Source organism: Streptomyces sp. NPDC048612 (assembly GCF_043199295.1).
Classification (GTDB): Bacteria; Actinomycetota; Actinomycetes; order Streptomycetales; family Streptomycetaceae; genus Streptomyces.
Map to the genome: position 1 here is coordinate 71,158 of NZ_JBICVV010000023.1, position 22,872 is coordinate 94,029.

The window sequence follows — 22,872 nt, forward strand, 5'->3', positions numbered from 1 at the left end:
GCGCGGCGGGTCGAGCAGCTGGACCTTGTTGGCCTGCGCCACCTCGGTGAGCGGCGGACCAGGAGAAGGTGAGCGCCACTCTGACTGCCGCCGTGCCCGCCGCGCGCCAGCCAGGTTCAGGCGAAGTCGGTAGCGGGCTCGGTGGCGTAGCGGCTCATCGTGTCGATGCTCACCTCGGGTGTCAGCGGCCTGCTGTCGGCGGCCATGCTCTGGAGGTCCCGAAAGTACTGCACGTACAGGTCGGGGGTGAACATGCTGAGCATGACGGCGGGTTGGCCGGTCACGTTGGCGAAGGTGTGCGGGGCACCGGGCGGGACCACCACGAGTGTGCCCGCGGTCGCGTCGTGGTCCTTGTCCCCGACGGTGAACCGCACCGTGCCGGAGATGATGTAGAAGCCCTCGTCGTGCTGGGTGTGGCGGTGCTGCGGCGGTCCGGGAGTGTGCGGGGCGAGGACGGACTCGGTGATCCCCAGGCGGTGCCCGGTGTGGCTGCCGTCCTCCAGGACGCGCATCCGCGTGGTGCCGATCACGATCATCTCGCCGTCGCCGGGGCCGACCACCGATACGGCGGGGACGGCCTGCATGTCACTGGTCTTCGCGATGTCACTGGTCTTTGCTGTTTCGCTGGTCTTCGCTTCGTCGGTCATGTTCCGAGTGCACCGCCACGGGGCTGCCGGCGTCCAAGACCTGTTCCGCGAGGCCGATACCCCGTGGGTATCGTTGCAGCGTGGAGCTACGTACCCTGCGCTACTTCGTGGCGGTCGCCGAGGAACTCCACTTCGGCCGGGCCGCCGCCCGGCTGCACATGAGCCAGCCGCCGCTGAGCCGGGCGATCAAGCAGCTGGAGACCGAGATCGGCGCCCTGCTGTTCACGCGCTCGCCCACCGGCGTCACGCTCACCCCGGTGGGCGAGGTGCTGCTCGACGAAGCGCGGGCCCTGCTCGACCAGGCCGACCGCGTCCGCGTCCGGGTGGCCGCTGCGGCCGGCGCCGTGACCCTCACCATCGGCATCCTGGGCGACGGCACCGACCCCGGCATCACCAAGCTGGCGGCCGCCTTCCGCCGGACCCACCCTGGCGTCGACATCCGCATCCGCGACACCGACCTGACCGATCCGACCTGCGGGCTGCGCGCCGGACTGGTCGACGTCGCCCTGACCCGTGCGCCGTTCGACGACACCGCGCTGACGGTGTGTGAGCTGCGCAGCGATCCGGTCGGTGCGGTACTGCGCGCCGACGATCCGCTGGCCCGTCGCGACCACCTGAAGCTCGCCGACCTGGCCGACCGCCGCTGGTTCCAGTTCCCGCGGGGCACCGACCCGATCTGGCAGTCGTACTGGAACGGCGGCAGGCCGCGCGAGGGCCCGGTGGTGCGCGTCGTCCAGGAATGCCTGCAGGCCGTGCTCTGGAACAGCACGGTCGGCCTGGCCCCACTCGGACACGCCCTGCCCGAGAACCTGGCCGCGGTTCCGCTGGCCGACATGGCGCCGAGCCGCGTGGTCGCGGTGTGGAACGCCGGCGACACCAACCCTTTGATCCGCTCGTTCATCGGGATCGCGAGGGCCGCATACCGCCACTGAGCCCCTACGGCTCCAGCCGGGGAGTGGGCGGCTGGAGGCAGAGCCGTAGGTAGTCACGGCCGGAGCGTCAAGGGGAAGTGGCTACCGGTAGCCGGAAAGCCACAGTACGCGCAGGTCGCCGGGGCGGGGCCCGCCATCGCCGCACTCCACCCCGCCCACCCACGATCGCGACCCGCGTTCACCCGACAACGCTCCGTACACCCCTACCGCAGCTGTGACGAGGCCGATAGCGCCGCAGCGGCGCCCTCGCGCATCCTTCGCAGGAAGTAGCGAGAGAGCGAGCACCCCCCGATGTCCAGTCCCCGCCAGTCCCTCCGCATGACCGCCGGTGCGCTGGCCGCCGCCCTGGTGATGACGGCCTGCGGTGTCAGCGGCGCTGCAGGGGCCCAGTCCGACGACGCCAAGGGCATAAGCACGTCCGGCACGGCCTCGCTCGCACGCTTCACGCAGCAGAAGGTCCAGTGGACGGCCTGTGGCGCGGACGTCACCAGCGAGGCCGTGCCCGGCGCGGAGTGCGGCTGGGTGACGGTGCCGGTGGACTACGCGGCGCCGGGCGGGGAGACCGTCAAACTGCGGGTGTCGCGGGTGCCGGCCAAGGACCACAGCCGTCGGCTCGGGTCGCTGCTCTTCAACCCCGGCGGGCCCGGCGCGGGCGGTGCGGCCGATGTGGCCAACGGGAACTGGCAGGCCGGGAAGGAGGCTCGGGCCCGCTATGACCTGGTCGGTTTCGATCCTCGTGGCACCGCCGGTTCCGGGCAGATCAAGTGTCCCGACGGCGTGCCGCAGGAGCCCGAGAATCCGCCGCGTACCGAAGCGGGGGCCAAGAGGGCGTTCGCCGACGCGGCCAGGCGTGGCGAGGCCTGCCGAGGCGCGAGCGGTGCCGTTCTCGCGCACATGGACAGTGTGAGCGTCGCGCGCGACCTGGACGTGCTGCGGGCGGTCCTGGGCGATGCCAAGCTGAACTACACCGGTGTCTCCTACGGCACCTACATCGGCCAGCAGTACATGAAGCTGTTCCCCGGCAAGGTGGGCCGGATGGTGCTCGACGGCGTCGTCAACCCCGCCGCCGACATGCAGCAGGTCGCCCGCCGCGACCTCAAGACCTCCGATGACGCGATGCGTCGCTACGCCCGGGATCTCGTCGCGCGCGGGGACGAGCGGCTGGGAGCCACGGCCGACGAGGTGCTGCGGCGGGTCACCGCGTTCGCCGAGAGGCTGGAGCGGAAGCCGCTGCGAGGGGCCGACGGTGAGGAGTTCACCGACGCCACCTTCTCCATGTACCTGGAGACGTCCGTGACGGACAAGGAGAGCTGGAAACCGCTGACCGAGGCGCTGGCGGCCACCCTGCACGGGGACGGGACCGCCTTCGACCGCATGGAGGCCGGGGCGGCCGGGGAGAGCGGTGGCGAGCAGCTGACACCGCGGGAGGAGCAGACCGAGGAGAACGAGTCCATGAGCATGCCGGCCGTGCTGTGCCTGGACTCCCCGTCGGCCCCGAAGTCTCCGAAGGAGATGCTCAGGACCGCCGATGCGTTCGCCAAGCAGTCGCCGCTCTTCGGGCGTCACTACGCCTGGCAGATGATCGACTGCGCGACCTGGCCCGTCGCCCCCACCGGTGCGGCCGAGCCGGTGAAGGCCTCCGGGGCGGCACCGGTGCTGCTGGTGTCGTACACCGACGATGTGCAGACCCCGCTGGAGAACGCGCAGGCGGTGCACCGGCAGTTGGGCAACAGCTCGCTGCTGGTGCGCAAGGGCGAGGGGCACGCGGCGTACGCCTCGGAGAGTCCGTCCACGTGCACCGACCGTGCCGTCGACAGGTATCTGGTCGGGGGCAGACTCCCGGGCAAGGCCACCAACTGCCCGCGTTGAGACGCTCACGCAACGATCACCGTCACGCCGCCATGACACCGCGGCACCGTCACGCCGCAGCGTCGTCCCGCCGCAGCACCGTCCCGCCATCGCCCCCTGATCTCGCCGCGGCGAAGGGCGACAATCACCCATAAGATGGACAGTGCGGACGCACCGGTGTGCCCGACAGGCACGGGAAAGCGGTGCGGAAGGGCGAGCGACCCGGGGACGGGATGCCTATGGATCAGGCCGTCGGTCCGGAGCGGACCGTCATCCTGACGGTGGACGACGACCCGGGCGTGTCACGCGCTGTGGCCCGCGATCTGCGGCGGCGCTACGGCGCGTCGTACCGGATCGTGCGCGCGGAGTCCGGCGAGTCCGCGCTGACCGCCCTGCGCGAGCTGAAGCTGCGCGGCGGCCCGGTCGCGGTGATCGTGGCCGACTACCGGATGCCGCAGATGAACGGCATCGAGTTCCTTGAGCAGGCGCTCGACATCTACCCCGAGGCCCGGCGGGTCCTGCTGACCGCGTACGCGGACACAGAGGCAGCCATCGACGCGATCAATGTCATCGACCTCGACCACTACCTCCTCAAGCCCTGGGAGCCGCCCGAGGAGAAGCTCTACCCCGTCCTCGACGATCTCCTGTCGGCCTGGCGGACCAGCGACCACCGGCCGGTGCAGGTCACCAAGGTCGTCGGGCACCGCTGGTCGGCGCGTTCCTCGGCCGTGCGGGAGTTCCTGGCCCGTAACCAGGTGCCCTACCGCTGGTACTCGTCCGACGAACCGGAAGGACAGCGGCTGCTGTGTGCCGCGGGCCAGGAGGGCCGGCGACTCCCGCTGGTGATCACTCCGGACGGTACGGCCCTGGTCGAGCCCGAGGACCAGGAGCTCGCGGGCCGGGTCGGCCTCGCGACGACCCCGGCGACCGACTTCTACGACCTGGTCGTCATCGGCGGCGGACCGGCCGGTCTGGGCGCGGCGGTGTACGGGGCCTCCGAGGGCCTGCGGACCGTCCTCGTCGAGCGCTCCGCCACCGGGGGCCAGGCGGGGCAGAGTTCGCGCATCGAGAACTATCTCGGCTTTCCGGACGGCGTGTCCGGGGCGCAGCTCACCGACCGGGCCCGGCGCCAGGCGGCGAAGTTCGGTGCGGAGATACTGACCGCGCGCGAGGTCACCGGGCTGGAGGTCAATGGCGCCTCGCGCGTCGTCCGGTTCGCGGACGGCTCCGCCGTCGCCGCGCACTCCGTGATCCTCGCGACCGGCGTGTCGTACCGGCAGCTGGAGGCTCCCCGGGTGACCGAGCTGACGGGCTGCGGAGTGTTCTACGGCTCGGCGCTGACCGAAGCGGCCGCGTGCCAGGACCATGACGTGTATATCGTCGGCGGCGCGAACTCCGCCGGTCAGGCCGCCATATACCTGGCCCGGAGCGCCAAGTCGGTCACCGTACTGGTGCGCAGGTCCTCCTTGGCCACGTCGATGTCGCACTACCTCATCCAGCAGGTCGACGAGACGCCCACGATCTCCGTGCGCACCCACACGGTCGTCGACGCCGCGCACGGCGCGCATCAACTGGAGCAGATCACCCTGCGCGACACCGCGACCGGCCACACCGAACTCGTCGACGCCCAGTGGATGTTCGTCTTCATCGGCGCGGCGCCGCGGACCGACTGGCTGGAGGGCACGGTGCTCCGGGACTCCCGCGGGTTCATCCTGACCGGCCCCGACCTGACCGCGGACGGGCGCCCGCCGGCGGACTGGGAGCTGGACCGGCCGCCGTACCACCTGGAGACGAACGTCCCGGGCGTGTTCGTGGCCGGGGACGCCCGCGCCGAGTCCGCCAAGCGTGTCGCTTCGGCGGTGGGAGAGGGAGCCATGGCGGTCATGCTCGCCCACCGGTATCTGGAGCAGTCATGAACGGCCGGCCGCTGCCGTGCCGCCAGGAGGAACTCGGCTCGCTGTTCCTGTTCGAGAAGCTGGACTCCGACCAGATCGCCCGGCTCTGCCGCGAAGGCCGCGTGGAGGAGTTCGCACCCGGGCCCGTGTACGGGGAGGGCGACGACGCCACGTGCTTCTACGTGCTGCTCGAAGGGACGGTCGTGCTCTCCCGCCGGATCGGGGACTACGACGTGGAGATCACCCGCAGTTCAAGCCGCGGGGTGTACGCCGGCGCCTTCCAGGCCTACCTGGGAGACCGCCTGCGGCAGGTCTACAACAACTCCCTGCGGGTCACCGAGCCCACCCGCTTCTTCGTGCTGCCCGCGGAGACCTTCGCCTCGATCATGCGCGAGTGGTTTCCCATGGCCGTGCACCTGCTCGAAGGGCTCTTCTTCGGCGCCAAGAGCACCCAGGAGGCCGTCGGCCAACGAGAACGGCTGCTGGCCCTGGGCTCGTTGTCCGCCGGGCTGACCCATGAGCTGAACAACCCCGCCACCGCGGCCGTGCGCGCAACATCCGCGCTGCGCGAGCGTGTTGCCGGGATGCGCCACAAGCTCGGCATCATCGCGGCACGCCCGTACCGGCGCGACAGCCTGGAGACGCTCATCGAGGTCCAGGAGCGCACGGCCGAACGCGTCGCCAAGGCCACCGCTCTGAGCCCGCTGGAGGCCTCGGACCGGGAGGACGCCCTCTCCGACTGGCTGGAGGACCACGGCATCGGGGACGGCTGGCAGCTCGCGCCGACCTTCGTACAGGCCGGGCTCGACACCGACTGGCTGGACCAGATCGCCGCGGCGGTGGACCCGGACACCCTCGAAGGTGCCGTGCGGTGGCTCAACTACACCGTGGAGACCGAACTGTTGATGAACGAGATCGAGGAGTCGACCCACCGCGTCTCGTCCCTCGTCACCGCGGCCAAGCAGTACTCGCAGCTCGACCGAGCGCCCCACCAGGTCGCCGACGTGCACGAACTGCTGGACAGCACCCTGCTGATGGTCTCCGCGAAGATCGGCCCCCGCATCACCGTCGTCAAGGACTACGACCGCGGCCTGCCGAACATCCCGGCCTACCCCAGTGAGCTCAACCAGGTGTGGACGAATCTGATCGACAACGCCGTCTCGGCGATGAACAGCACCGGCACCGACGGCACCTTGACCGTCCGCACGGCGCGGGACGGCGACCATCTGCTCGTCGAGTTCGGCGACACCGGGCCCGGAATCCCCACGGAGATCGGCGACCGCGTCTTCGACCCGTTCTTCACCACCAAACCGGTGGGAGACGGCACAGGTCTCGGCCTGGACATCTCCTGGCGCATCATCGTCAACAAGCACAACGGGGACCTGCGGTTCCACTCCGTCCCCGGCGACACCCGCTTCCAGGTACGCCTCCCGCTGGCCGCACCCGATCCCCCTCCCCCACAGGAGCCCTCATGAGTTCCCCGAACGGAATCGACCCCTCGGTCCCGCCCAGCGGAACCGGCTGCTTCGAGTGCGACATTGACGGCGGCTGGTGGTTCCACCTGCGACGCTGCGCCCAGTGCGGCCATGTCGGCTGTTGCGACGACTCCCCCGCCAAGCACGCGACGGCTCACACGCGAGCCACCGGACACCCCGTGATCCGCAGCTTCGAACCGGGCGAAACCTGGTTCTACGACTACGAGTCCTCGGAGATGTACGCCTCGGGCCCGCCCCTGGCGCCCCCGGAGAGCCACCCGGCCGATCAGCCCACCCCGGGCCCCGCGGGACGAGTCCCGGAGGACTGGACCGACCGTCTGGGATAGGCAACCCCGCATCTCCGTGCGCAGCCCCATGCGGCAGTCAGACCGCGGTGGGGCTCCGTGCTGGGCCGTTCCACGCCGGTTCCCGTCGCCGAGCCCGGCGCGGCGCCGGCCGTGGCCGGGCCCACCGACCGGTCCGCGCCCTCGCGTTGGCGGCGATCGGGAGCGGCGCTTAGCGTGGGAGAGGAACGGCGGTTCGTACACATGGTCCGGTGAGCCGACACGGCCGGACTGCCCTCAATGTGGAGGACCGGGATGGCATCTGTCTCCTTCCTGCTCGTGGCCGTGATCCTCACCGCCTTGGCCTTCGACTTCACCAACGGATTCCACGACACCGCCAACTCGATGGCCACCTCCATCGCCACCGGAGCGCTGAGCCCCCGGGTTGCCGTCGCCGTCGCGGGCGTGCTCAATCTGGCCGGTGCCTTCCTCTCCACTGAGGTGGCCAAGACGATCTCGGGCGGCATAGTCCAGGACAGCGAAGTGTCCCTGGTAATGATCTTCGCCGGTCTGATCGGGGCGATCCTGTGGAATCTGGTGACCTGGCTCCTCGGGCTGCCCTCCAGCTCGTCCCACGCCCTGTTCGGCGGGCTGATCGGTGCGGTGTGGGTGGGGGCCGGGGGGTCCGCGGTGCGTTTCGGCGCGATCATCGAGAAGATCGTGATCCCTGCGGTCGCCTCGCCGGTGGTGGCCTGCGTGGTGGCGCTGCTGGCCACCTACCTCGCCTATGTGATCACCCGGAGGACGTCGCGCCGCGCCGTCGGCAAGGGCTTTCGCGCGGGACAGATCGGGTCGGCGTCCCTGGTGGCCCTGGCCCACGGCACCAACGACGCCCAGAAGACCATGGGCGTCATCACCCTCGCGCTCATCGCGGGCGGCGTGCTCGACCATGGCGCGGGCCCGCCCTGGTGGGTGGTGCTGAGCGCGGGTCTGGCGATCTCCCTGGGCACCTACGCGGGCGGCTGGCGGATCATCCGGACCATGGGCAAGGGCCTCACCGACATCCAGGCCCCGCAGGGCTTCGCCGCCGAGACCAGCGCGACCGCGGTGATCCTCGCCTCGTCGCACATGGGCTTCGCGCTGTCGACCACCCAGGTGTGCACCGGCAGCATCCTCGGCGCGGGGCTGGGCCGCAGGCTGGCACATGTGCGCTGGAGCGTCGCGGGGCGGATCGCGGTGTCGTGGCTGCTGACGCTGCCGGCCGCGGCCGCCGTGGGAGGCGTGGCAGCGTGGGTGGCCGGCCGGGGCACCGCGGGGGTGGCGCTGGTGGCGGGCGTCGCCGTGGCCGCCGCCACGGCCTTCTACGTGCTCTCGCGCCGCCGCCCGGTCAATCCGGAGAACGTCAATGAGCTGCCGGCGAACGCCACGAAGTCCACGGTCGATTCGGCCGCCTGAGCCGGCCCGACCGGGCGTGCCGTCGCCGGGAAGCAGGCAGCGGAAGGGGAATCGGGATGGACATCGACTGGGGCACTCTCGCCGGGGTCTTCGGAGTCAGCCTCGGGATCACCGTGGTGGTGGTCGTGATGTTCTCGCTCGGCCTGGCCGCCTGGGGCCGCACCGGACACGGCCGACCCGGCCCCGAGGCGCCCCGGGGCCGGCACCAGAAGGTGGCGACCGCCACGGCCCTGCTGTGCTTCGGCGCCTGCCTCGCGGTCGCGGCCTACGGGATCGACATGATCGTTCCTGGCTGACGGCGGCTCTGTCACTCCACGCCCGCCAGGCAAGGTGCCCCGCACCCGCCCCCGGGAAGGTGTCGACGCCGGCAGGTTCAGCCGGCGGGCTTGATGGCTGTCCTAGTCGGGAGCGCCGAGAGGAAGCACACATGACCGTCCCGTACGAAACCATCGGCATCAGTACCAGGCTGGACGGCAACGTCCTGTCCGCGACCTTCGACGCCCCGCCGCTCAACCTCATCGGCCCCGAGGTCGTGCGCGACCTGGTCGGTCTCCTTGAGCACCTCTCCCAACCGGCGACCGCACGCGTGGTGGTCTTCGACAGCGCGGACCCCGACTTCTTCTTCCCGCACGTCGACCTGACAAAAGTGCCCGAGTACACCTCACCCGTCTGCTGGGCCGCGGCCGAGCGCTCGAAGCCGTACTGACCTCGGCCGACTTCGACGCCGAACTCGCCGAACGCTACGGATGGATCAACCGCGCGGTGCCCGACGCCGAGCTGGACGAGTTCGTGGCCGGCCTCGCCGCACGCATGGGGGACTTCCCCCGCGACGCGCTGATCGCGGCCAAGGCAGCCATCAACGCCCTCACTCTGCCGACTCCCGCCGACGTACGCGCGGATGCCGCCCTGTTCCAGCAGCTCGTACGGAGTGAGGCAACGCGGCAACGCACGGCAGAGCTGTTCGAGCGGGGCTTCCAGACCCGTGGGCCTACCGAACTCGACCTCGGCGACGTACTGGGCGAGTTGAAGGCCGTCGAATGAGGCAACGGACGACAGCAGACAGACGACGGCAAGCAGATGGAGGCAGGCAACCGACCTGTGACCTGCGGGTACGGCGATCAGCAGGCAGCTGCCTCGCCCGCCTGCGGTCAACTGCTGTCGCTGCCGTCGGGTGCCAGGTCCACGGTCGCGCCGGCCGCCGTCTCCCGCCCCGCATCACCGGAGTCCCCGCGCAGGGTAGCGGTGGCGATGTGCAGGAATTCCGGCACGAGGCCCACACAGCTGCTCTCCGGCGCCGCCAGGCAGGTCTCGACGGGCGGGGCGTCGGTGACGGGCAGGTAGACGAGGTCGGGGCGGGAGTAGGAGGTGGCGACCCTGACCGGGACGAGGGCGATGCCCTGCCCGGAGGCGATGAGTTCGAACTTCTCCTCCAGTGAGGACGTCCGCCGCTTCCTGACGTCCAGGACCGGCTCCTTGTCGAGATCGGCCGAGGTGAGGGCGGCCCGGCCGGCCAGCGGATGCGTCACGGGCAGGCAGGCGACCTTGGACTCGCGACCGATGGGGACGGTGCGCAGCCCCGCATCGTCGAAGGGGCGCCGGAGGTATCCGACGTGCGCGCGGCCGTCGCGGAGCGGTGCGTCCTGCTCCCACCAGCGCAGCGGAAAGACATCGATCTCGACCTTCGGATGGCTCGCCGTGAACGCACGGATCGCGTCCGACACATGCAGGCCGGGCGAGAAGGCGACGATGAGCCGCTGCTCACCCCGCTCGGCCTCGTGCACCCGCCGCAGCGCCGTGTCCACGACCGTGCTGATCCTTCGCGCCTCTTCGTACAACTGCCGCCCCGCAGCCGTGAGTTCAACGCTGCGCGTGGTCCGCGTGAACAGCAGGCAGCCCAGCTCCTGCTCGAACGCGCGGATCTGCCGGCTGAGGACCGGCTGCGCGATGAACAACGCCTGTGCGGCCCGGCCGAATTGCCGGTGCTCGGCCACAGCGACGAAATAGCGGAGCTTCCGCAGATCTAAATCCATACCCGAAAGGTATCAACGTGCTGGAAAGGGTATTGGACGCCCGGCCGCATCGCTCGGAAACTTGATTCATGATCGTCATCGCCGCTCCGGCGGGCGGCAACGACAGCCAGATCCTGCGCAATCCGGCTGGAGACCGCTCCGTCCCGCGGTGAAGTCACCGGGGTCACCGTGTGCGACCCCGCCCAGCTCTTCGACCCCGGCCGTGAGCGCGTCGACGCGAGGGCCGGCTCACCCACCGATCGACACCCGGCCCTCCGCCCGGCGAACGTCGCCGGTCGGCGACGGCCGTCAGCCAACCATGCCTGGCAACGACCTGACCACGATAGGAACCACATGACCGACACCCGTAAGACCGCCCTCATCGTCGGAGCCTCCCGGGCCCTGGGCCTCGCGCTCGCCGCCGAGTACCTCCGTCTCGGCTGGGACGTCATCGGCACGGTCCGCGGCAGCCGGCGTACCGGCCTCCACGACCTGGCCGACGCGTCCGGAGGGCGGCTGACCATCGAGTCGCTGGAGATGACCGAGCCGGAGCAGATCTCGGCACTGCGCGACCGGCTGGCACGGCGCACCCTCGACCTGCTCTTCGTCAACGCCGCCATCACACGCGGCGATATGCCCATCGGGGAGGTCCCGACAGACATGTTCACCGAGGTCATGATCACCAACGCACTCAGCCCGATGCGTGTCGTGGAGACCCTCCGCCCGCTGGTCGCGCCGACCGGAACCATCGGCGTCATGTCCTCCAGCCAAGGCAGCATCGCGCTCAACACCCGCGGTGGGCAGGATCTGTACCGGGCCAGCAAGTCCGCGCTGAACCAGCTGATGCGCAGCCACGCCGCGCGCCATGCCGAGGACACGCGGACGCTGCTGCTCGTCGACCCGGGCTGGGTGCGCACCGAACTCGGCGGACCGTACGCCGATCTCAGCGTGGAGGAGAGCATTCCGGGCGTCGCGGAGACGATCGAGCGCCATCGGGGAGAGCCCGGCCTCCAGTTCCTCGACTACCAGGGGAAGGTCGTGCCCTGGTAGAGCCGTGACCACCGGCCTTCGCCGGCCGGCATCGTGCGAGCCGGGTACGGCCCGAAGCACCACGCAAGCAATCGCGCAAACGGTGCCTTCACGCGATGTTGGCCACGCCCGGAAAGGCGTGGCCAACATCAGCGGAAATGGCTCCCCGGACGGGCCATCAGCCCGTCAACTCGTCACAGGATTTCGATGGAGTTGACCTTCGGCGGGCGGTTCGGGAAGGAGATCTCGTGCCACCGCTCGATCTTCACCGAGTCGCCATTGGCGTCGTAGTAGATCAAGTCGTTGTTTCCCGTGGAGATCTTGTCGACCCACCATCCGCCGAAGGAAATCTTCCCCCGGTTCGCGTAGCAGTCGACGCTCTGCCGCCCGCCGCTGTGTGACCAGATCTTCAGGAAGTTCTCCCCGCCGCGGCAGGTGACATGGTCGATGGCGTAGGCGTTGCCGGTCGGTACGGTCAGGGTGACCGCGGCGGCTGCGGCGAACGCCACGGCCGCCGAACGCACGACCTTCTTGGTCTTCGAGATCACAGCTTCTCCTTGCCTCGATTTCCGAACCGGGATTTCACTTCGCGACCACCGTGGCGGCGTCGATGTGGTGCCCGGGCGATCCGAGCGTGTGGGGTGATCTGTCCCAGTCGCCACGAAACAAGGCAATTTGGGACGCTGGAACGAAGAAATGGGCCCTGACCGGGACATACGCAAGCATCCTGGAACACGGGAACGGGACGCGACAGACGTCAACTTCTCGGCTCAACGGGGTATATCACCACCATTCACCATTACGGCCCATTCCCCGAGGAGAGGAACTGATCCGGATGATGCGTCAAATTCGCGTACTGCTGCTGACTGTCTTACTGCTGGTGACGGGCTCGATGATGTCGGCCACGCCGGCCTCCGCCGTCATTGGCGGCTCGAAGAGCACCTACGGCCCGTGGGCGGTGCGCATGCTCGTCGACGGGCAACCGACCTGCACCGGGACGGCGGTCACACCCCAGTGGATCATCAGCGCCTCGCACTGCTTCTACGAGCAGGCACAGCCGGTCGCCGACAAGAGGATCTCGTTCCGGGTCGGCAGCCTCGACATCCGGAAGGGCACCACCGTCCGTCCGGTACCCGGCGGGCGCGTCGGAAGCGCGCAGGCCGACATGATGCTGATCAAGGTCCCGCCGATGAAGGTCACCCCGGCGCGGCTGGCCACGGCAGGTGTCCACCTCGGCCAGGCCGTGCGGCAGTACGGGTGGGGCGCCACCTGCACCGAGGACGAGAACACCTGCCAGTCCCCCGTGCTCAAGCAGTCGGACCTGCGGGTCGTACGGCCGGACGACCCCCGGTGCGCGGGCTACACCGCACCGGGCGGATCGGACTTCTGCATGGAAAGGGTGTCCGGGATACCCGCCGGCGGCGACTCCGGAGGCCCGGTGATGAGCATCGCCCCGTCCGGCTCCGAAACCCTCCTCGGCGTCTTCGACGGCTCCGACCGGGAGAACATCGCCGAAGCCGGGGAAATCTCCCAGCAACTCGCCTGGATTCGCCGAGTCACCCGGTAACACCAGCGGCACAGGCGGGAGCGGACGTCGCCGATACGCCCGCGTACCGGCGGCCCGGCTTGCGGCACCCGCGCCCCTGCGTCAGCCGTGCTGCGCCCGGTCGTACACCTTCTTGGCCGTGGCCCCCAGCACCTCGCCCTGCATCTGAGTCGGCGTCAGGGAGTCCAACGCGCTGTTGACCGAGACCAGGACGCCCTTGCCGGTGGTGGCGTTGAAGTCGGCCAGCCACGGGCCGCCACTGGAGCCGCCGGTCATGTCGCAGGGGATGGCCTGCAGACCGCTCTCCCTCTTCGCCGTACCGACGCAGCGGAGGAGTTCCTCGCCGAGCTGTGGGCGGGTGGCGGAGTAGCCGAAGGACGAAACGGTGCCGCCGACGGGGCGGTTGAAGGCGATGTCCTGGCCGTCGACGACGTCGGTGAGCTGGCGACCGCTCTTGTCGGCGTCGACGGCCAGCGTGGACAGATCGCCGGTGGAGTCCGTCTCCCAGCTGCGCGGGGTCACGGCGGCGCGGACCGCGAACGCGCCGTGGGGCATCTTGCCCTTGCTGTAGCCGGGGACGAACACCATCGCGATGTTGGTGTTGCCGGGAGAGGAGCCCCGGCGCACGCAGTGTGCCGCGGTCATCACGGCGGAGCGGTTGGCGCTCTTGACGGCGGTGGCCGTACACCAGGTATCGGCACCGTTGGCGTTGACGAAGAAGAGCCGCCCCACGGTCTTCATGGCGGTGCCCTGCCACGGCTTGGCCTTCGGCCCGGTCGGACCGAGGTCCACGGACTTCCCGACAGCCTTCACACGGGCGGGCGTCCAGTAGGCGAGGGCTTCCTGACGCTCTTTGGGGGTGTACGTCAGGACGGAGACCGGGTCGGCCGAGGCGGCACGAGCCTGCTCTGCCACGGCCGACGCCGGGCTCGGAGCAGCGAGAAGGAGAGCCGTACTGGCCACGGCGAGTCCCAAGACCCGGCCACGAGGGCGCCGGATCGCGGAAGCGGATGTCTCGGACATTGCAGAGGTCTCCTCAGCTGGTGCAGCAGGCGGCGGACAGGACTTTCAGCCCACTCTGCACAAGAGAGAGGAATACGCCGATTCGGTTGCGTTGTCGGCGATTTGTGGCGCAAGTGCGCGGTTGACCGAAAGCGGATGGCCGATAGGCGACGATGCGGCGCGAGGAGCGCCCGAGGCCGGCATGATCGGCGAGCAGCGTCCGCCCCGCCTCCCCTCCCGCCTCGAATGAACGCGCCTGCCTGGTCCGGCTCTGTCATAAGGTCTGCCCATGCCCACCACGAGTGACCTGCGGCCCACCATCGGAGGCCGCGCCGTCGGTGTCGTCGGCCTGCTGGTAGCCCTCGGCATCTGCGGCGTATCCGTATCCCAGGCCGCCGTCGCCAGCGGCTTCTTGGGCACCGCCGGCAAGCTGACCGTCAGCGAGTGCCGCAGCGGTACAGGCGGCGGTGGAGGTATGCGCCACTGCTACGGCACCTTCCACCTGGCGGAATCCGGTCACAGTAAGGGCCGGTGGAGCGATCCGCATGCCCGGGTGAGCACCCAGCAGGCCGAGCCCGGCGACACGCTCCAGGTCCGCAAGGGCAGCGGTGGCTATGTCGTCGCCGGCATGGGCCCAGCCTGGGTTTGCCTCGCCTTCGCCTTCCTGGGCCTCCTGATCGGCTCAGCGGCCCTTCCCGTCACGGCGAGCGGCGTCCTGCCGCGGAGAGGCTCAAGTCAGGATCTCTTCGCAGCGGTACGCGGCACCCGGCTCGCCTGGATCGCCAAGCGCTTGGTTCTCACGTCCGTAGCCGGAATCGCCGTCTCCGCCTACCTGGCCTGGTTGTTCTGACCTTGGCCGGAACAGCACTCTCCGGTCCAACGCGCCACCTGGGGCATTCACTTACCAGCAGGCCGCCCCGGCGCCGTCGGCCGGAGCAGTGAGTACGCCTACTCATGCGCTTCACCACCTGGCTCGGCACCCTGATGCCATGACGGATGCCCTTCCAGCGCCGCGACGCCGGCGCCCCTGGTCGCACCGAACGCGCTTGGGCGTGGACCTGGCCTTCGCGATCCCGCTTCTCCTCCTGGAAACCACATGGCTGGTGGTGGACTGGATGTTCGGCCTCGGCCTGAAGGTATGGGCAGCGCAGGGCGACCAAGAGCGGATCGACGCGGCCGCGCTCGCACACCTCGGCCGGGTGTGGGTGCTGCTGGTCGCCACACTCGCTCTGGCAGTTCTCGCGGGAGTCTTCCGTGCCCGCTGGACGGTGATCGCCCACCTGCTGGTGGCTCTGCTGGCCGGCGGGGTGCTGGCGGTCGCGCAGCACCAGTGGGACATCAGCCACCCCCCGTCGCCCTGGTGCGTGCGCCATAGCGCGAACTGCTGAGACCGTTGGGCTGTTTGCGAACCAGACGGGCGGGCGCCCGGCCTCGCGCCCGCTCAAGGCTGCTGTCAGTCCCACAACGCCGGCCAGTTGTCGGGGCAGCTGTGCGCGGAGGGGCTCAGCGCAGTCGGCGGACGCGGAGCACCAGGTCGTCGGTATGGTGCGCGCCGGCGCCGCCGTCGGGTGCTACGCGCGGTCGCTGCTCGTCCACCTCCACCTCCCAGTCGTCGTCGAGTAGTTCGGCGACGGTCGAGGGCCAGACGTAGTCAGCCGGGTCGAAGCCGCTTTCGGCCGTCTGCTGCTCGTCCATCCCCGCGTGGTGGACGAGAAGCAGTACGCCGCCGGGCGCGACGGCCGCGAGCAGTGCTCGCTCGGCCACGGCGTCGGGGGTGCGCAGCAAGGCCGGGTACTGGGCCGAGACCAGGTCGAAGGAGGCCGGCGGAAGCGCGGCCTCGGTGAGTGCGGCGTGCACCCAGCGAACGGCGACAGCAGCGTCCCGCGCGTGCCCGGCCGCACGCTCCAGCGCCACGCCCGAGACCTCGAGCGCGGTCACATCCCAGCCACCGCGCGCGAGCCAGACGGCGTCCGCGCCCTCACCACAGCCGACGTCGAGAACCCGTCCGGGTGCGAGCCCGGCGACCTCGGCCACGAGCGCACCATTGGGCCGGCCGCTCCACAGTTGTTGTCGGTCGGCGTATCGGCTGTCCCACTCCTCCCGCACCGCGGGGTCTCCGACGTATCCGTCGAGAGTTGAGGAGATATCGGACGCGGGCGATCCCGCTGCGATGTTGTCGGTCATGGGCCCAACCGTCGCCCGACACGTCCCGGTCCCGCCACTTTTGTTGCCGGTCCGGCAAAGCGTGGCCGTCCTGGACGGTGTCGGCCTCCGGCTCGTAGGCGCCGACGGTGGTGGTGAGCAGCTGCGCGAGGTGCGCCCCGGAACGCCGTGCCTCGTTGCGCTCGCGTCAGCGGGAGGGTTCGATTCCCCAGGCGGCCGCTCGGGCGGCGGCGGCCGCGCGGTTGGGGAGGTCGAGCTTGGTGAGGATGTGCTCGATGTGGGTCCCCACGGTGCGCGGCGTGATGTGCAGCCGCTCGGCGATCTCGCGGTTGGTGCGGCCGGCGGTCAGTTCTGCCAGTACCTCAAGCTCCCGCGGCGAGAGGCCGCCGGGCCGCATTGCGGGGTCAACTGCGGCGTTCTCCTTGGGCGGTGGGCCCGAGCGGGGGTCGACGGCCGCGGCGAGGGCCTCGGTGAGCAGGGTGACCACGGCGTGCGCCGGGTCGGGCGTGCGCCGTGGGCGGCGGGTGCTGACGTTCAGCATGCCGACGTAGCGGCCGTCGGTGGCGAACAGGCACTGAGCCACGCCGTCCTGGATGCCGAGGGGACGCAGTACCTCCTGGAAGCCCGGGGATACCGCCAGGAGCGGTCGGGGAACGTCCCTGAGCCAGAGACCGCCTCGGGCCGGGCTGCGGAGCACGGGAAACACCGGGTCGTGGTGGAGGCGGGTCTCGATGTAGACCGTGGCCTCGTCCGGGTAGCTCCCGGCCAGGGTGGTGTGGCGCCGGCGCAGCGGGTCCCAGCGTGCCAGGGAGGCGTGGTCGTACTCCATCACCTCCGACAGCGCCGCCAGGACCGTGCCGACGCCGGTCGCGCCGCTGGTGGCCCTCTTGGCGGCCGCACGGACGTGTACGGCCGCGTCCAGGATGTCCGTCGTGCTCCGCCGCGCTGTCACGTCCCAAGAATGATCAGGCGTCCGGAAGACGTCAATCCGGAAGGTGACCGTGGCGCAGGGTGTCGTGTACGACCTGACCGTCCATGACGGTGAGGACGACAGGCATCTTTGGGATGTCGTGGGGGTCGGTGGTGAGCAGGTCCCCGTCGAGCACGCAGAGGTCGGCGACCTTGCCCGGTTCCAGGGAGCCCTTCCAGTCGTCGGCGAAGTCCTGCCAGGCCGCGTCGATCGTGTACGTACGGATCGCCTCGGCCAGTTCGATGCGCTGCTCGGGGCCGCTGACCCGGCCGGCGGCCTTCGACTCTCGCAGCATCATGGTGGCGACGCCCTGGCGCCAGTCCGGGTGCGTGACGGGGGCGTCGGACCCGCTCGCGACCCGTACACCGGCGTCGAGGGCATCGCGGTAGGGCCATGCGTACGCGGCCCTGCCGACACCCACGAACTCCTCCTCCATGTCGGCGACGGTCCACTTGATGGTGGGGTTCATGTTGACGCCGAAGCCGTGCGCGGCCAGCACCTTCATGCTGTGCGCGGTGAGGAAGTCGCCGTGGATGACGTAGTGGCGGGCGTCGGGCCGCGGGTGCTCGGCCATGGCCGCGGCGAAGGCGTCCGCGACGGTGTCGATGGCCCGGTCGCCGGTGACATGCACGCCCAGCTGGTGCCCGGCGGCGTGGGCGTGCCGGATCATGGCGTCGATCTCCGCGATCCGCTCGGCGTCGGTGGCGCCGCCGACGCACAGGGAGCCACAGCCGCCGCCGACGTACGGCTCGTGCATCCAGGCCGTCTTGTTGGGGACGATACCGTCGGCGAAGATCTTGACTCCGTGGATCGCGAGGCGGCGCGGATCGGCGTCGCCGGACTCGCCGAGGGCGGTGAGGGTGCGGGCGAACTCTTCGGCGGTGCTCACCATTCCGGTGGGCAGGAGCAGGACGCCGAGGCGGACGGTCAGTTCGCCGTCGGCCAGCAGACGGCGGTAGATGTCGAGGGTCTCCGTGCCGAGCGCGCCGCGCATGATGCCGTCGCCGCCGGGGCCCAGTCCGGGCTCGGTGTAGCTGGTCACGCCGAGCCGCGCGAGCGTGGTGAGGGTGGACCTGATCGCGTCGGTCCTCTCCTGCCGGCTGAGCGGCGGCAGCGCGTTCTGGACGAGGGCCTGGGCTCCCTCGTGAAGCAGCCCGGTCGGCTCCCCGGCATCGTCCACGACGATGGCTCCGCCGGGCGGCGCGACGGTGTGCCGGTCGATGCCGATGAGTTCCAGTGCCTTGGAGTTGACCCAGGTGGCGTGCCCGGAGAAGGAGTACAGCACCACGGGGTGGTCCGGACTCACGGCGTCGAGGTCGCGGCGCGAGGGCTGCCGCGACGGATCGGAGACGCACTCATCGAGGTAGCCGGTGTCCCAGCCGTGCCCCGTGATCCACTGCCCGCCCGGTACCCGCCCGACGGCCTCGCTCACCGCCTCCGCCACCTCCGTGAGAGAGGAGACGGCGGGATGGCCGAGGTCGAGGGCGAGCGGCGGCGTCGTCCTGCCGAAGGCGCATCCGTGCAGATGGGAGTCGTTGATACCGGGAAGCAGCGTCGCCCCCCGGAGGTCGACGACGCGGGTGCCGGGTCCGACGAGCGGCGCCACGTCGTCCCGCCCACCGACGGCACTGATGATCCGGCCGGTCACCGCCAGCGCCGAGGCGACGGAGAACTCCGCGTCGACCGTGACCACCCGCCCGCCGACAAACACCAGATCCGCATACGTGTCCACAGAAGTCCCTCCAGAAATCGGGCGCACCACGGCGACCCGCGAACGATCTCCCGAGGACTATGGCCGCGCCCCCACCTCCCGCACATCGGTCATTCCACCGATACGCGCGTTGCCGCCGAGCCGCCCCGGTGTCATCCCGTACGACGGCGGCACGGACAGGGCGACCACCACACATCGAAAGGTAAAATATTAGGCAAGCCTAAGCTAAGTTAGTGGCTCATGGCCCCTCCGTGGGGTGCCTCTGTGAAGGAGATTGACGCCATATGACCGCACTTGCCCACCGCATACGCCGTACGACCGCGATCGCCGTGAGCCTCGCCGCCGGCAGCACGCTCGCTCTGACCGGAACCGCGACCGCGGACACGCCCTCGGGGAACCCGTGCGGCCCGGTTGCCAGTTCCGCGCCGGTCGCCAAGGGCCTCTACCAGACGGCGTACTCCGAGCGAAACCACGTGCTCTGGGCCACCTCCTCCGTGGGCGAACCGCCGGTCACCAACTCCAGCCTGGTCAAGCTCGATCCGCACACCCTCAAGGTCGAGGCGACGTACAGACCGCCGGCCACCGACCCGGAGACCGGCGCCGTCGAGGCCGTGTACGGCATTGCCGTCGACGACGAACACGACACCGTCTGGACGACCAACACCCGCGACAACTCCGTGGGCGTCTACAGCCAGCGCACCGGGAAGCGCCTGGCCACCCTGCCCGGCGTGCACCATGCCCGTGAGGTCGTCGTCGACGAGAAGCACAATCTGGCCTGGGCCAGCAGCTTCGCCGACGGCAGTGTCATCGCCTTCGACACCCGCACCTATACGGAGAAGAGGCGGGTCACGCTCGCCGGTTCGAGCCCCGCCGGCATGGCGGTCGACGAACGGACCGGAACCGCCTACGCCACCGACTTCGCCAACGACCGGATCATCGAGATCGCCCCGCGCGCCAAGAGCCCGCGCCTGATCCCGACCGGTGACAGCCCGCTCTCGATCGCCCTGTCCAAGGACGGCCGCACCGCCTACTCCGCCGACCAGGCCGCCGGCGCCGTCTCGGTCATCAACCTGCGCAAGGGCGCCGTCACCAGGACCGTGCCGACCGGGGCGGGCGCGAAGTCCGTGGCCACCGACCCGCGCTCGGGCCGGGTCCTGGTCGCCAACCGCAGCACGTCAACCGTCACGGTCGTCGACCCCCGCAAGGGCACCGTCGTCGACAGCCTGACCACCGGTGCCAACACCAACCACGTCCACGTGGCTCACGGCGCGGCGTTCGTGACCGCCAAGTCCGGCTCCGGGCCCGAGGGCCAGGACCTCCTGCACCGATTCCCCCTCAGGCGCTGACACCCGAGCGTCGCGGCCCGGTCCGGAGCCGCACCGGGTCCCGCCCGACTTGACCGAGCGCGGGCGGGACCCGGGCCCGCCACATCCGTAGAACCGAGTACACGTTGCGGGCATCTGCTGCAGACGCGCCTCTGCGTTCGGAGCGACGCCACCGGCGAAGGCCGCAGCGGCGCCCGTCACGACGCCGGACCATCCGCCCGGGTCAGGTCAGAACGTCCAGGTCGTGTACCACCTCGCCTGACTGGTCGGGTGGGTCAGGTCGGTGGAGACTCCGCTCAGGCTGCCGTCGGAGCCGCGGGAGCCGATGTAGCGGCCCTTTGAGCCGTCACTCCAGGCGATGACGAAGTAGATGAAGTTGCCGTCCACGAAGCCCTGCTCGATGGTTCCGGTCGTCGAACTTCCGGCCCTGGCCGTGCCGGTGAGGTTCCCCTGGGCGTCCTGCGTCACGGCGAGCGTCGCGTTGGCCGAGTTGCTCTGGTAGATGGTCCAGAAGCCTCCCACGTTGAAGTCGGCGACCGCCGCGCTGGCGTGCGGAGCGGCGGAAGGCCCGTGCGCCGTCGCGGCCTGGGCGGAAGGGGCGAGAGCAATGCCGCCCAGGGCGACGGTGAGCGCCACGGCGGCCGTGGTGAGTCTGGTACGCATGGGGGTTCCTTCCCATAAAGGGGAATTTATGCGGCATGGGTGCTGGTGCGAGCCATGAGCCTCGCAGTAGCGGCCGTTCCCGGACAGGCGAGAACCGGTCATTGCGGCACAGACGGGACCGCCCTCCAACGGGACGGCCTACAGGACCAGTTCGACGGCTGGCAGCGGCCGGCGAGCCTCGCCGCCAGACCTTCGGCAGCCTTGGTTCACGCTCGGCCGTGTCGTCTCACGCTCAGCCGTCTCGTTTCACGCCCGGCCGTGTCGCCTCACCCTCGGCCGTCTTCCTTCACGCCCGGCCATGCCCCATCAGCGCGGCGTGCGGCAGCACCAGCACACCGTCACGGTCGGCGAACTCCGCACACAGCGAGCCGAAGTGTCCCTTGATCGCCTCGACGACCTCGGGGGTCTGGCTCCGCACTGTCTGCCCGATCGTTGCCACGCCGGCGGCCGGGCCGCTCCACCACTCCTCGGGAGTCGTCCGGTGGTCCCACCTCAGGGTTTCGCAGACGACGTCCTTCAGACCCGCCTCCTCCAGCAGCGCGGCGAGGCCCTGCTCGTTGCGAGGGAAGTCGTCGTCGGCATCCAGTGCGGGCAGGTGTGCCGGGCGGCCGACGCCTGCAGCCTGGACGGCTCGTCCGAGCAGTGTCTGTCCTGCCGCTGCGGGGACTGCCCAAATAGTGACGGCGATCCGGCCGCCCGGCCGCGTGACCCGGCGCGACTCCTCCAGGGCTGCCCGAGTACGGCCGACATGGTTGAGGACGAAGTTGCCGACCACAGCGTCGAACTCGTCGTCCGCGAAAGGGAGGTGCGGCAGGGCGGCAAGGTGCACACTGGCCGCCGGCGCGTTTTGGACGGCAACCGCGGTCATGCTGGGTTCGGCGTCCACGGCCGACACGTTCGCTCCCCGCTCACCCGCGGCTGCCGCGGCGGTGCCCGTGCCCGTGCCCACGTCGAGCACGCGCATACCCGCCTCGATCCCGGCGGCGTCGAGCAGCCTGGGCACCGGATACGCGCAGAGCTTGGCGAAGCTGCCCGCATAGGCGTCGGCCTGCGCAGCCCACGCGCGACGCTCGGACTCGTCGAACGCTGTCACCGTCATCAGCACTCTCCCCCAGAGTCACCGAAGAGCCTCGCTCCTCGGGATGCCCGACGTTAATGCATCGAGCGCAGTGCCCTGGTTTTCGTGGCCGGCGGCCGAAGGGACAGCCCTTAGGGATGGTGGGGCCGCGAAGCGGTCTGCGCGGTGCGTACTCCCACGACGCTGTGCTGTGCCACTGCCGCGGCCGTCGAGCCCGTGTCGGCGCGCAGGGCGGTGGCCATGCGGGTGCGGAGGTCGTCCGCGCGCTCGCCGAGAAGGATGGCCGAAATCACCAGTTCGAGCGTGATGCGGTCATAGTCGGCCGAGGCGCTGCGGTAGCGCTCGGGGTCCGATTCCACGAGGGCGGAGGTGATGCGCCGCCCTCCGCCGTCCTCCTTCGTGAACACGGCCTCGTACGCCAGGAATCCGGTCCAGCTGCGGTGCAGGAAGAGACGCTCGTCCTCCACGTAGATGTTCCACTTCTCGTCCATGCTCGCGGCTCGGTATCCGAGCTGGATTCGCTGCCATTCGTTCTCGGACCACAGGCGATCGGGGACGTCCGGCATGGGGCGCGGAACCGACATGGCGTGCGCCTTACGGAGGGACGATCGTGTCACGGGTATCTGCTGGGACATACCGGGAGCGTATAACTCGGCACTGACAGTCCCCGGCGTGCCCGCAGCTCCCCCGACCGGTGGCCGGGGCGTTCAACTCTTCGGGCGTCGGAGGGGATTCGAGCCCTGTCGAACCCTCCAGGAGAGCCGTTCACGCCTGTGTGATGGGGTGTCCCCGTCGGACCACCGTGCGAAGACGCCGCACGACAGACAGCAAGGACACGAT

24 protein-coding genes are annotated in these 22,872 nt (G+C 70.2%); 14 read left to right on the top strand and 10 right to left on the bottom strand.

All coding sequences use genetic code 11. From position 1 onward, the window contains the following. Positions 1-116: 116 nt before the first annotated feature. The gene (locus tag ACGFN2_RS28575; protein ID WP_393365351.1) at positions 117-647 is read right to left on the bottom strand and encodes a cupin domain-containing protein; all 531 of its coding nucleotides are present in this window, start codon (positions 645-647) and stop codon (positions 117-119) included. Positions 648-727: 80 nt separating this feature from the next. On the opposite strand from ACGFN2_RS28575, the gene ACGFN2_RS28580 reads away from it, so the two are divergent. The 9 genes from ACGFN2_RS28580 to ACGFN2_RS28620 all read left to right on the top strand — a co-directional run bounded on the left by ACGFN2_RS28580 (position 728) and on the right by ACGFN2_RS28620 (position 9,577). Continuing rightward, positions 728-1,579, top strand: a complete 852-nt coding sequence (locus ACGFN2_RS28580; protein WP_393365353.1) for a LysR family transcriptional regulator — start codon at positions 728-730, stop codon at positions 1,577-1,579. Between the two features lie 291 nt (positions 1,580-1,870). Next, positions 1,871-3,448 (top strand): alpha/beta hydrolase, encoded by a 1,578-nt coding sequence (locus ACGFN2_RS28585; RefSeq protein WP_393365355.1) that lies wholly within the window; start codon positions 1,871-1,873, stop codon positions 3,446-3,448. Positions 3,449-3,666: 218 nt separating this feature from the next. Continuing rightward, on the top strand, positions 3,667-5,343 hold the full coding sequence (locus tag ACGFN2_RS28590; protein ID WP_393365357.1) for an FAD-dependent oxidoreductase: 1,677 nt from the start codon (positions 3,667-3,669) through the stop codon (positions 5,341-5,343). Then, positions 5,340-6,797, top strand: a complete 1,458-nt coding sequence (locus ACGFN2_RS28595; RefSeq protein ID WP_393365359.1) for an ATP-binding protein — start codon at positions 5,340-5,342, stop codon at positions 6,795-6,797. The genes ACGFN2_RS28590 and ACGFN2_RS28595 overlap by 4 nt, the downstream gene beginning before the upstream one ends. Beyond that, complete coding sequence (locus ACGFN2_RS28600) at positions 6,794-7,144, top strand: UBP-type zinc finger domain-containing protein (RefSeq protein ID WP_362613327.1); 351 nt, start codon at positions 6,794-6,796, stop codon at positions 7,142-7,144. Before ACGFN2_RS28595 ends, ACGFN2_RS28600 begins: the two co-directional genes overlap by 4 nt. A 252-nt stretch (positions 7,145-7,396) precedes the next feature. Continuing rightward, positions 7,397-8,536 carry an anion permease gene (locus ACGFN2_RS28605; RefSeq protein ID WP_393365362.1) on the top strand — a complete coding sequence of 380 codons (1,140 nt, stop codon included), beginning with the start codon at positions 7,397-7,399 and terminating at the stop codon, positions 8,534-8,536. Positions 8,537-8,592: 56 nt separating this feature from the next. Further along, positions 8,593-8,832: a hypothetical protein gene (locus ACGFN2_RS28610; RefSeq protein WP_362613322.1), complete on the top strand. Its 240-nt coding sequence runs from the start codon at positions 8,593-8,595 to the stop codon at positions 8,830-8,832. A 131-nt stretch (positions 8,833-8,963) separates the two neighbouring features. Next, positions 8,964-9,242 (top strand): hypothetical protein, encoded by a 279-nt coding sequence (locus tag ACGFN2_RS28615; RefSeq protein WP_362613320.1) that lies wholly within the window; start codon positions 8,964-8,966, stop codon positions 9,240-9,242. After that, a complete protein-coding gene (locus ACGFN2_RS28620) occupies positions 9,209-9,577 on the top strand; it encodes an enoyl-CoA hydratase/isomerase family protein (protein WP_393365464.1) in 369 nt (122 codons plus the stop codon). The genes ACGFN2_RS28615 and ACGFN2_RS28620 overlap by 34 nt, the downstream gene beginning before the upstream one ends. A 107-nt stretch (positions 9,578-9,684) precedes the next feature. On the opposite strand, the gene ACGFN2_RS28625 is transcribed toward ACGFN2_RS28620, so the two are convergent. Next, complete coding sequence (locus ACGFN2_RS28625; RefSeq protein ID WP_393365365.1) at positions 9,685-10,566, bottom strand: LysR family transcriptional regulator; 882 nt, start codon at positions 10,564-10,566, stop codon at positions 9,685-9,687. 333 nt (positions 10,567-10,899) lie between these two features. Between ACGFN2_RS28625 and ACGFN2_RS28630 the strand changes: the two genes are divergently transcribed. Then, positions 10,900-11,595, top strand: a complete 696-nt coding sequence (locus ACGFN2_RS28630; RefSeq protein WP_393365367.1) for an SDR family oxidoreductase — start codon at positions 10,900-10,902, stop codon at positions 11,593-11,595. A 173-nt stretch (positions 11,596-11,768) separates the two neighbouring features. Here the strand turns inward: ACGFN2_RS28630 and ACGFN2_RS28635 are convergent, their stop codons facing one another. Next, complete coding sequence (locus tag ACGFN2_RS28635; protein ID WP_362613313.1) at positions 11,769-12,122, bottom strand: beta/gamma crystallin domain-containing protein; 354 nt, start codon at positions 12,120-12,122, stop codon at positions 11,769-11,771. Between the two features lie 287 nt (positions 12,123-12,409). On the opposite strand from ACGFN2_RS28635, the gene ACGFN2_RS28640 reads away from it, so the two are divergent. After that, on the top strand, positions 12,410-13,141 hold the full coding sequence (locus ACGFN2_RS28640; RefSeq protein WP_362613311.1) for a trypsin-like serine protease: 732 nt from the start codon (positions 12,410-12,412) through the stop codon (positions 13,139-13,141). An 81-nt stretch (positions 13,142-13,222) separates the two neighbouring features. On the opposite strand, the gene ACGFN2_RS28645 is transcribed toward ACGFN2_RS28640, so the two are convergent. Then, positions 13,223-14,035 carry a trypsin-like serine peptidase gene (locus tag ACGFN2_RS28645; protein ID WP_393365370.1) on the bottom strand — a complete coding sequence of 271 codons (813 nt, stop codon included), beginning with the start codon at positions 14,033-14,035 and terminating at the stop codon, positions 13,223-13,225. Between the two features lie 376 nt (positions 14,036-14,411). Here ACGFN2_RS28645 and ACGFN2_RS28650 point away from each other — a divergent pair, with 376 nt between their 5' ends. Both ACGFN2_RS28650 and ACGFN2_RS28655 read left to right on the top strand, forming a co-directional pair. Then, complete coding sequence (locus ACGFN2_RS28650; protein ID WP_393365372.1) at positions 14,412-14,972, top strand: hypothetical protein; 561 nt, start codon at positions 14,412-14,414, stop codon at positions 14,970-14,972. Positions 14,973-15,111: 139 nt separating this feature from the next. After that, a complete protein-coding gene (locus ACGFN2_RS28655) occupies positions 15,112-15,510 on the top strand; it encodes a DUF6234 family protein (RefSeq protein ID WP_393365374.1) in 399 nt (132 codons plus the stop codon). 115 nt (positions 15,511-15,625) lie between these two features. Here the strand turns inward: ACGFN2_RS28655 and ACGFN2_RS28660 are convergent, their stop codons facing one another. The 3 genes from ACGFN2_RS28660 to ACGFN2_RS28670 all read right to left on the bottom strand — a co-directional run bounded on the left by ACGFN2_RS28660 (position 15,626) and on the right by ACGFN2_RS28670 (position 18,987). After that, positions 15,626-16,306: a class I SAM-dependent methyltransferase gene (locus tag ACGFN2_RS28660; protein WP_393365376.1), complete on the bottom strand. Its 681-nt coding sequence runs from the start codon at positions 16,304-16,306 to the stop codon at positions 15,626-15,628. 166 nt (positions 16,307-16,472) lie between these two features. After that, positions 16,473-17,237 carry a LuxR C-terminal-related transcriptional regulator gene (locus ACGFN2_RS28665; protein WP_393365378.1) on the bottom strand — a complete coding sequence of 255 codons (765 nt, stop codon included), beginning with the start codon at positions 17,235-17,237 and terminating at the stop codon, positions 16,473-16,475. Positions 17,238-17,268: 31 nt separating this feature from the next. Then, positions 17,269-18,987: an amidohydrolase gene (locus ACGFN2_RS28670; protein WP_393365380.1), complete on the bottom strand. Its 1,719-nt coding sequence runs from the start codon at positions 18,985-18,987 to the stop codon at positions 17,269-17,271. 263 nt (positions 18,988-19,250) lie between these two features. Between ACGFN2_RS28670 and ACGFN2_RS28675 the strand changes: the two genes are divergently transcribed. After that, positions 19,251-20,312 (top strand): YncE family protein, encoded by a 1,062-nt coding sequence (locus ACGFN2_RS28675; protein WP_393365382.1) that lies wholly within the window; start codon positions 19,251-19,253, stop codon positions 20,310-20,312. A gap of 207 nt (positions 20,313-20,519) precedes the next feature. On the opposite strand, the gene ACGFN2_RS28680 is transcribed toward ACGFN2_RS28675, so the two are convergent. The 3 genes from ACGFN2_RS28680 to ACGFN2_RS28690 all read right to left on the bottom strand — a co-directional run bounded on the left by ACGFN2_RS28680 (position 20,520) and on the right by ACGFN2_RS28690 (position 22,667). Beyond that, the gene (locus ACGFN2_RS28680) at positions 20,520-20,954 is read right to left on the bottom strand and encodes a hypothetical protein (protein WP_393365384.1); all 435 of its coding nucleotides are present in this window, start codon (positions 20,952-20,954) and stop codon (positions 20,520-20,522) included. Positions 20,955-21,240: 286 nt separating this feature from the next. Further along, complete coding sequence (locus ACGFN2_RS28685; protein WP_393365466.1) at positions 21,241-22,047, bottom strand: class I SAM-dependent methyltransferase; 807 nt, start codon at positions 22,045-22,047, stop codon at positions 21,241-21,243. A gap of 116 nt (positions 22,048-22,163) precedes the next feature. Then, on the bottom strand, positions 22,164-22,667 hold the full coding sequence (locus ACGFN2_RS28690) for a hypothetical protein (protein ID WP_362614857.1): 504 nt from the start codon (positions 22,665-22,667) through the stop codon (positions 22,164-22,166). Positions 22,668-22,872 lie beyond the last annotated feature (205 nt).

What these genes read in the sequence shown, in the direction of transcription:
- ACGFN2_RS28625 (WP_393365365.1), bottom strand. Translation starts at nt 10,566, where the DNA reads ATGGATTTAGATCTGCGGAAGCTCCGCTATTTCGTCGCTGTGGCCGAG.
- ACGFN2_RS28615 (WP_362613320.1), top strand. Translation starts at nt 8,964, where the DNA reads ATGACCGTCCCGTACGAAACCATCGGCATCAGTACCAGGCTGGACGGC.
- ACGFN2_RS28600 (WP_362613327.1), top strand. Translation starts at nt 6,794, where the DNA reads ATGAGTTCCCCGAACGGAATCGACCCCTCGGTCCCGCCCAGCGGAACC.
- ACGFN2_RS28595 (WP_393365359.1), top strand. Translation starts at nt 5,340, where the DNA reads ATGAACGGCCGGCCGCTGCCGTGCCGCCAGGAGGAACTCGGCTCGCTG.
- ACGFN2_RS28655 (WP_393365374.1), top strand. Translation starts at nt 15,112, where the DNA reads ATGACGGATGCCCTTCCAGCGCCGCGACGCCGGCGCCCCTGGTCGCAC.
- ACGFN2_RS28675 (WP_393365382.1), top strand. Translation starts at nt 19,251, where the DNA reads ATGACCGCACTTGCCCACCGCATACGCCGTACGACCGCGATCGCCGTG.
- ACGFN2_RS28590 (WP_393365357.1), top strand. Translation starts at nt 3,667, where the DNA reads ATGGATCAGGCCGTCGGTCCGGAGCGGACCGTCATCCTGACGGTGGAC.
- ACGFN2_RS28650 (WP_393365372.1), top strand. Translation starts at nt 14,412, where the DNA reads ATGCCCACCACGAGTGACCTGCGGCCCACCATCGGAGGCCGCGCCGTC.
- ACGFN2_RS28660 (WP_393365376.1), bottom strand. Translation starts at nt 16,306, where the DNA reads ATGACCGACAACATCGCAGCGGGATCGCCCGCGTCCGATATCTCCTCA.
- ACGFN2_RS28640 (WP_362613311.1), top strand. Translation starts at nt 12,410, where the DNA reads ATGATGCGTCAAATTCGCGTACTGCTGCTGACTGTCTTACTGCTGGTG.
- ACGFN2_RS28605 (WP_393365362.1), top strand. Translation starts at nt 7,397, where the DNA reads ATGGCATCTGTCTCCTTCCTGCTCGTGGCCGTGATCCTCACCGCCTTG.
- ACGFN2_RS28575 (WP_393365351.1), bottom strand. Translation starts at nt 647, where the DNA reads ATGACCGACGAAGCGAAGACCAGCGAAACAGCAAAGACCAGTGACATC.
- ACGFN2_RS28690 (WP_362614857.1), bottom strand. Translation starts at nt 22,667, where the DNA reads ATGTCCCAGCAGATACCCGTGACACGATCGTCCCTCCGTAAGGCGCAC.
- ACGFN2_RS28610 (WP_362613322.1), top strand. Translation starts at nt 8,593, where the DNA reads ATGGACATCGACTGGGGCACTCTCGCCGGGGTCTTCGGAGTCAGCCTC.
- ACGFN2_RS28630 (WP_393365367.1), top strand. Translation starts at nt 10,900, where the DNA reads ATGACCGACACCCGTAAGACCGCCCTCATCGTCGGAGCCTCCCGGGCC.
- ACGFN2_RS28680 (WP_393365384.1), bottom strand. Translation starts at nt 20,954, where the DNA reads ATGCGTACCAGACTCACCACGGCCGCCGTGGCGCTCACCGTCGCCCTG.
- ACGFN2_RS28585 (WP_393365355.1), top strand. Translation starts at nt 1,871, where the DNA reads ATGTCCAGTCCCCGCCAGTCCCTCCGCATGACCGCCGGTGCGCTGGCC.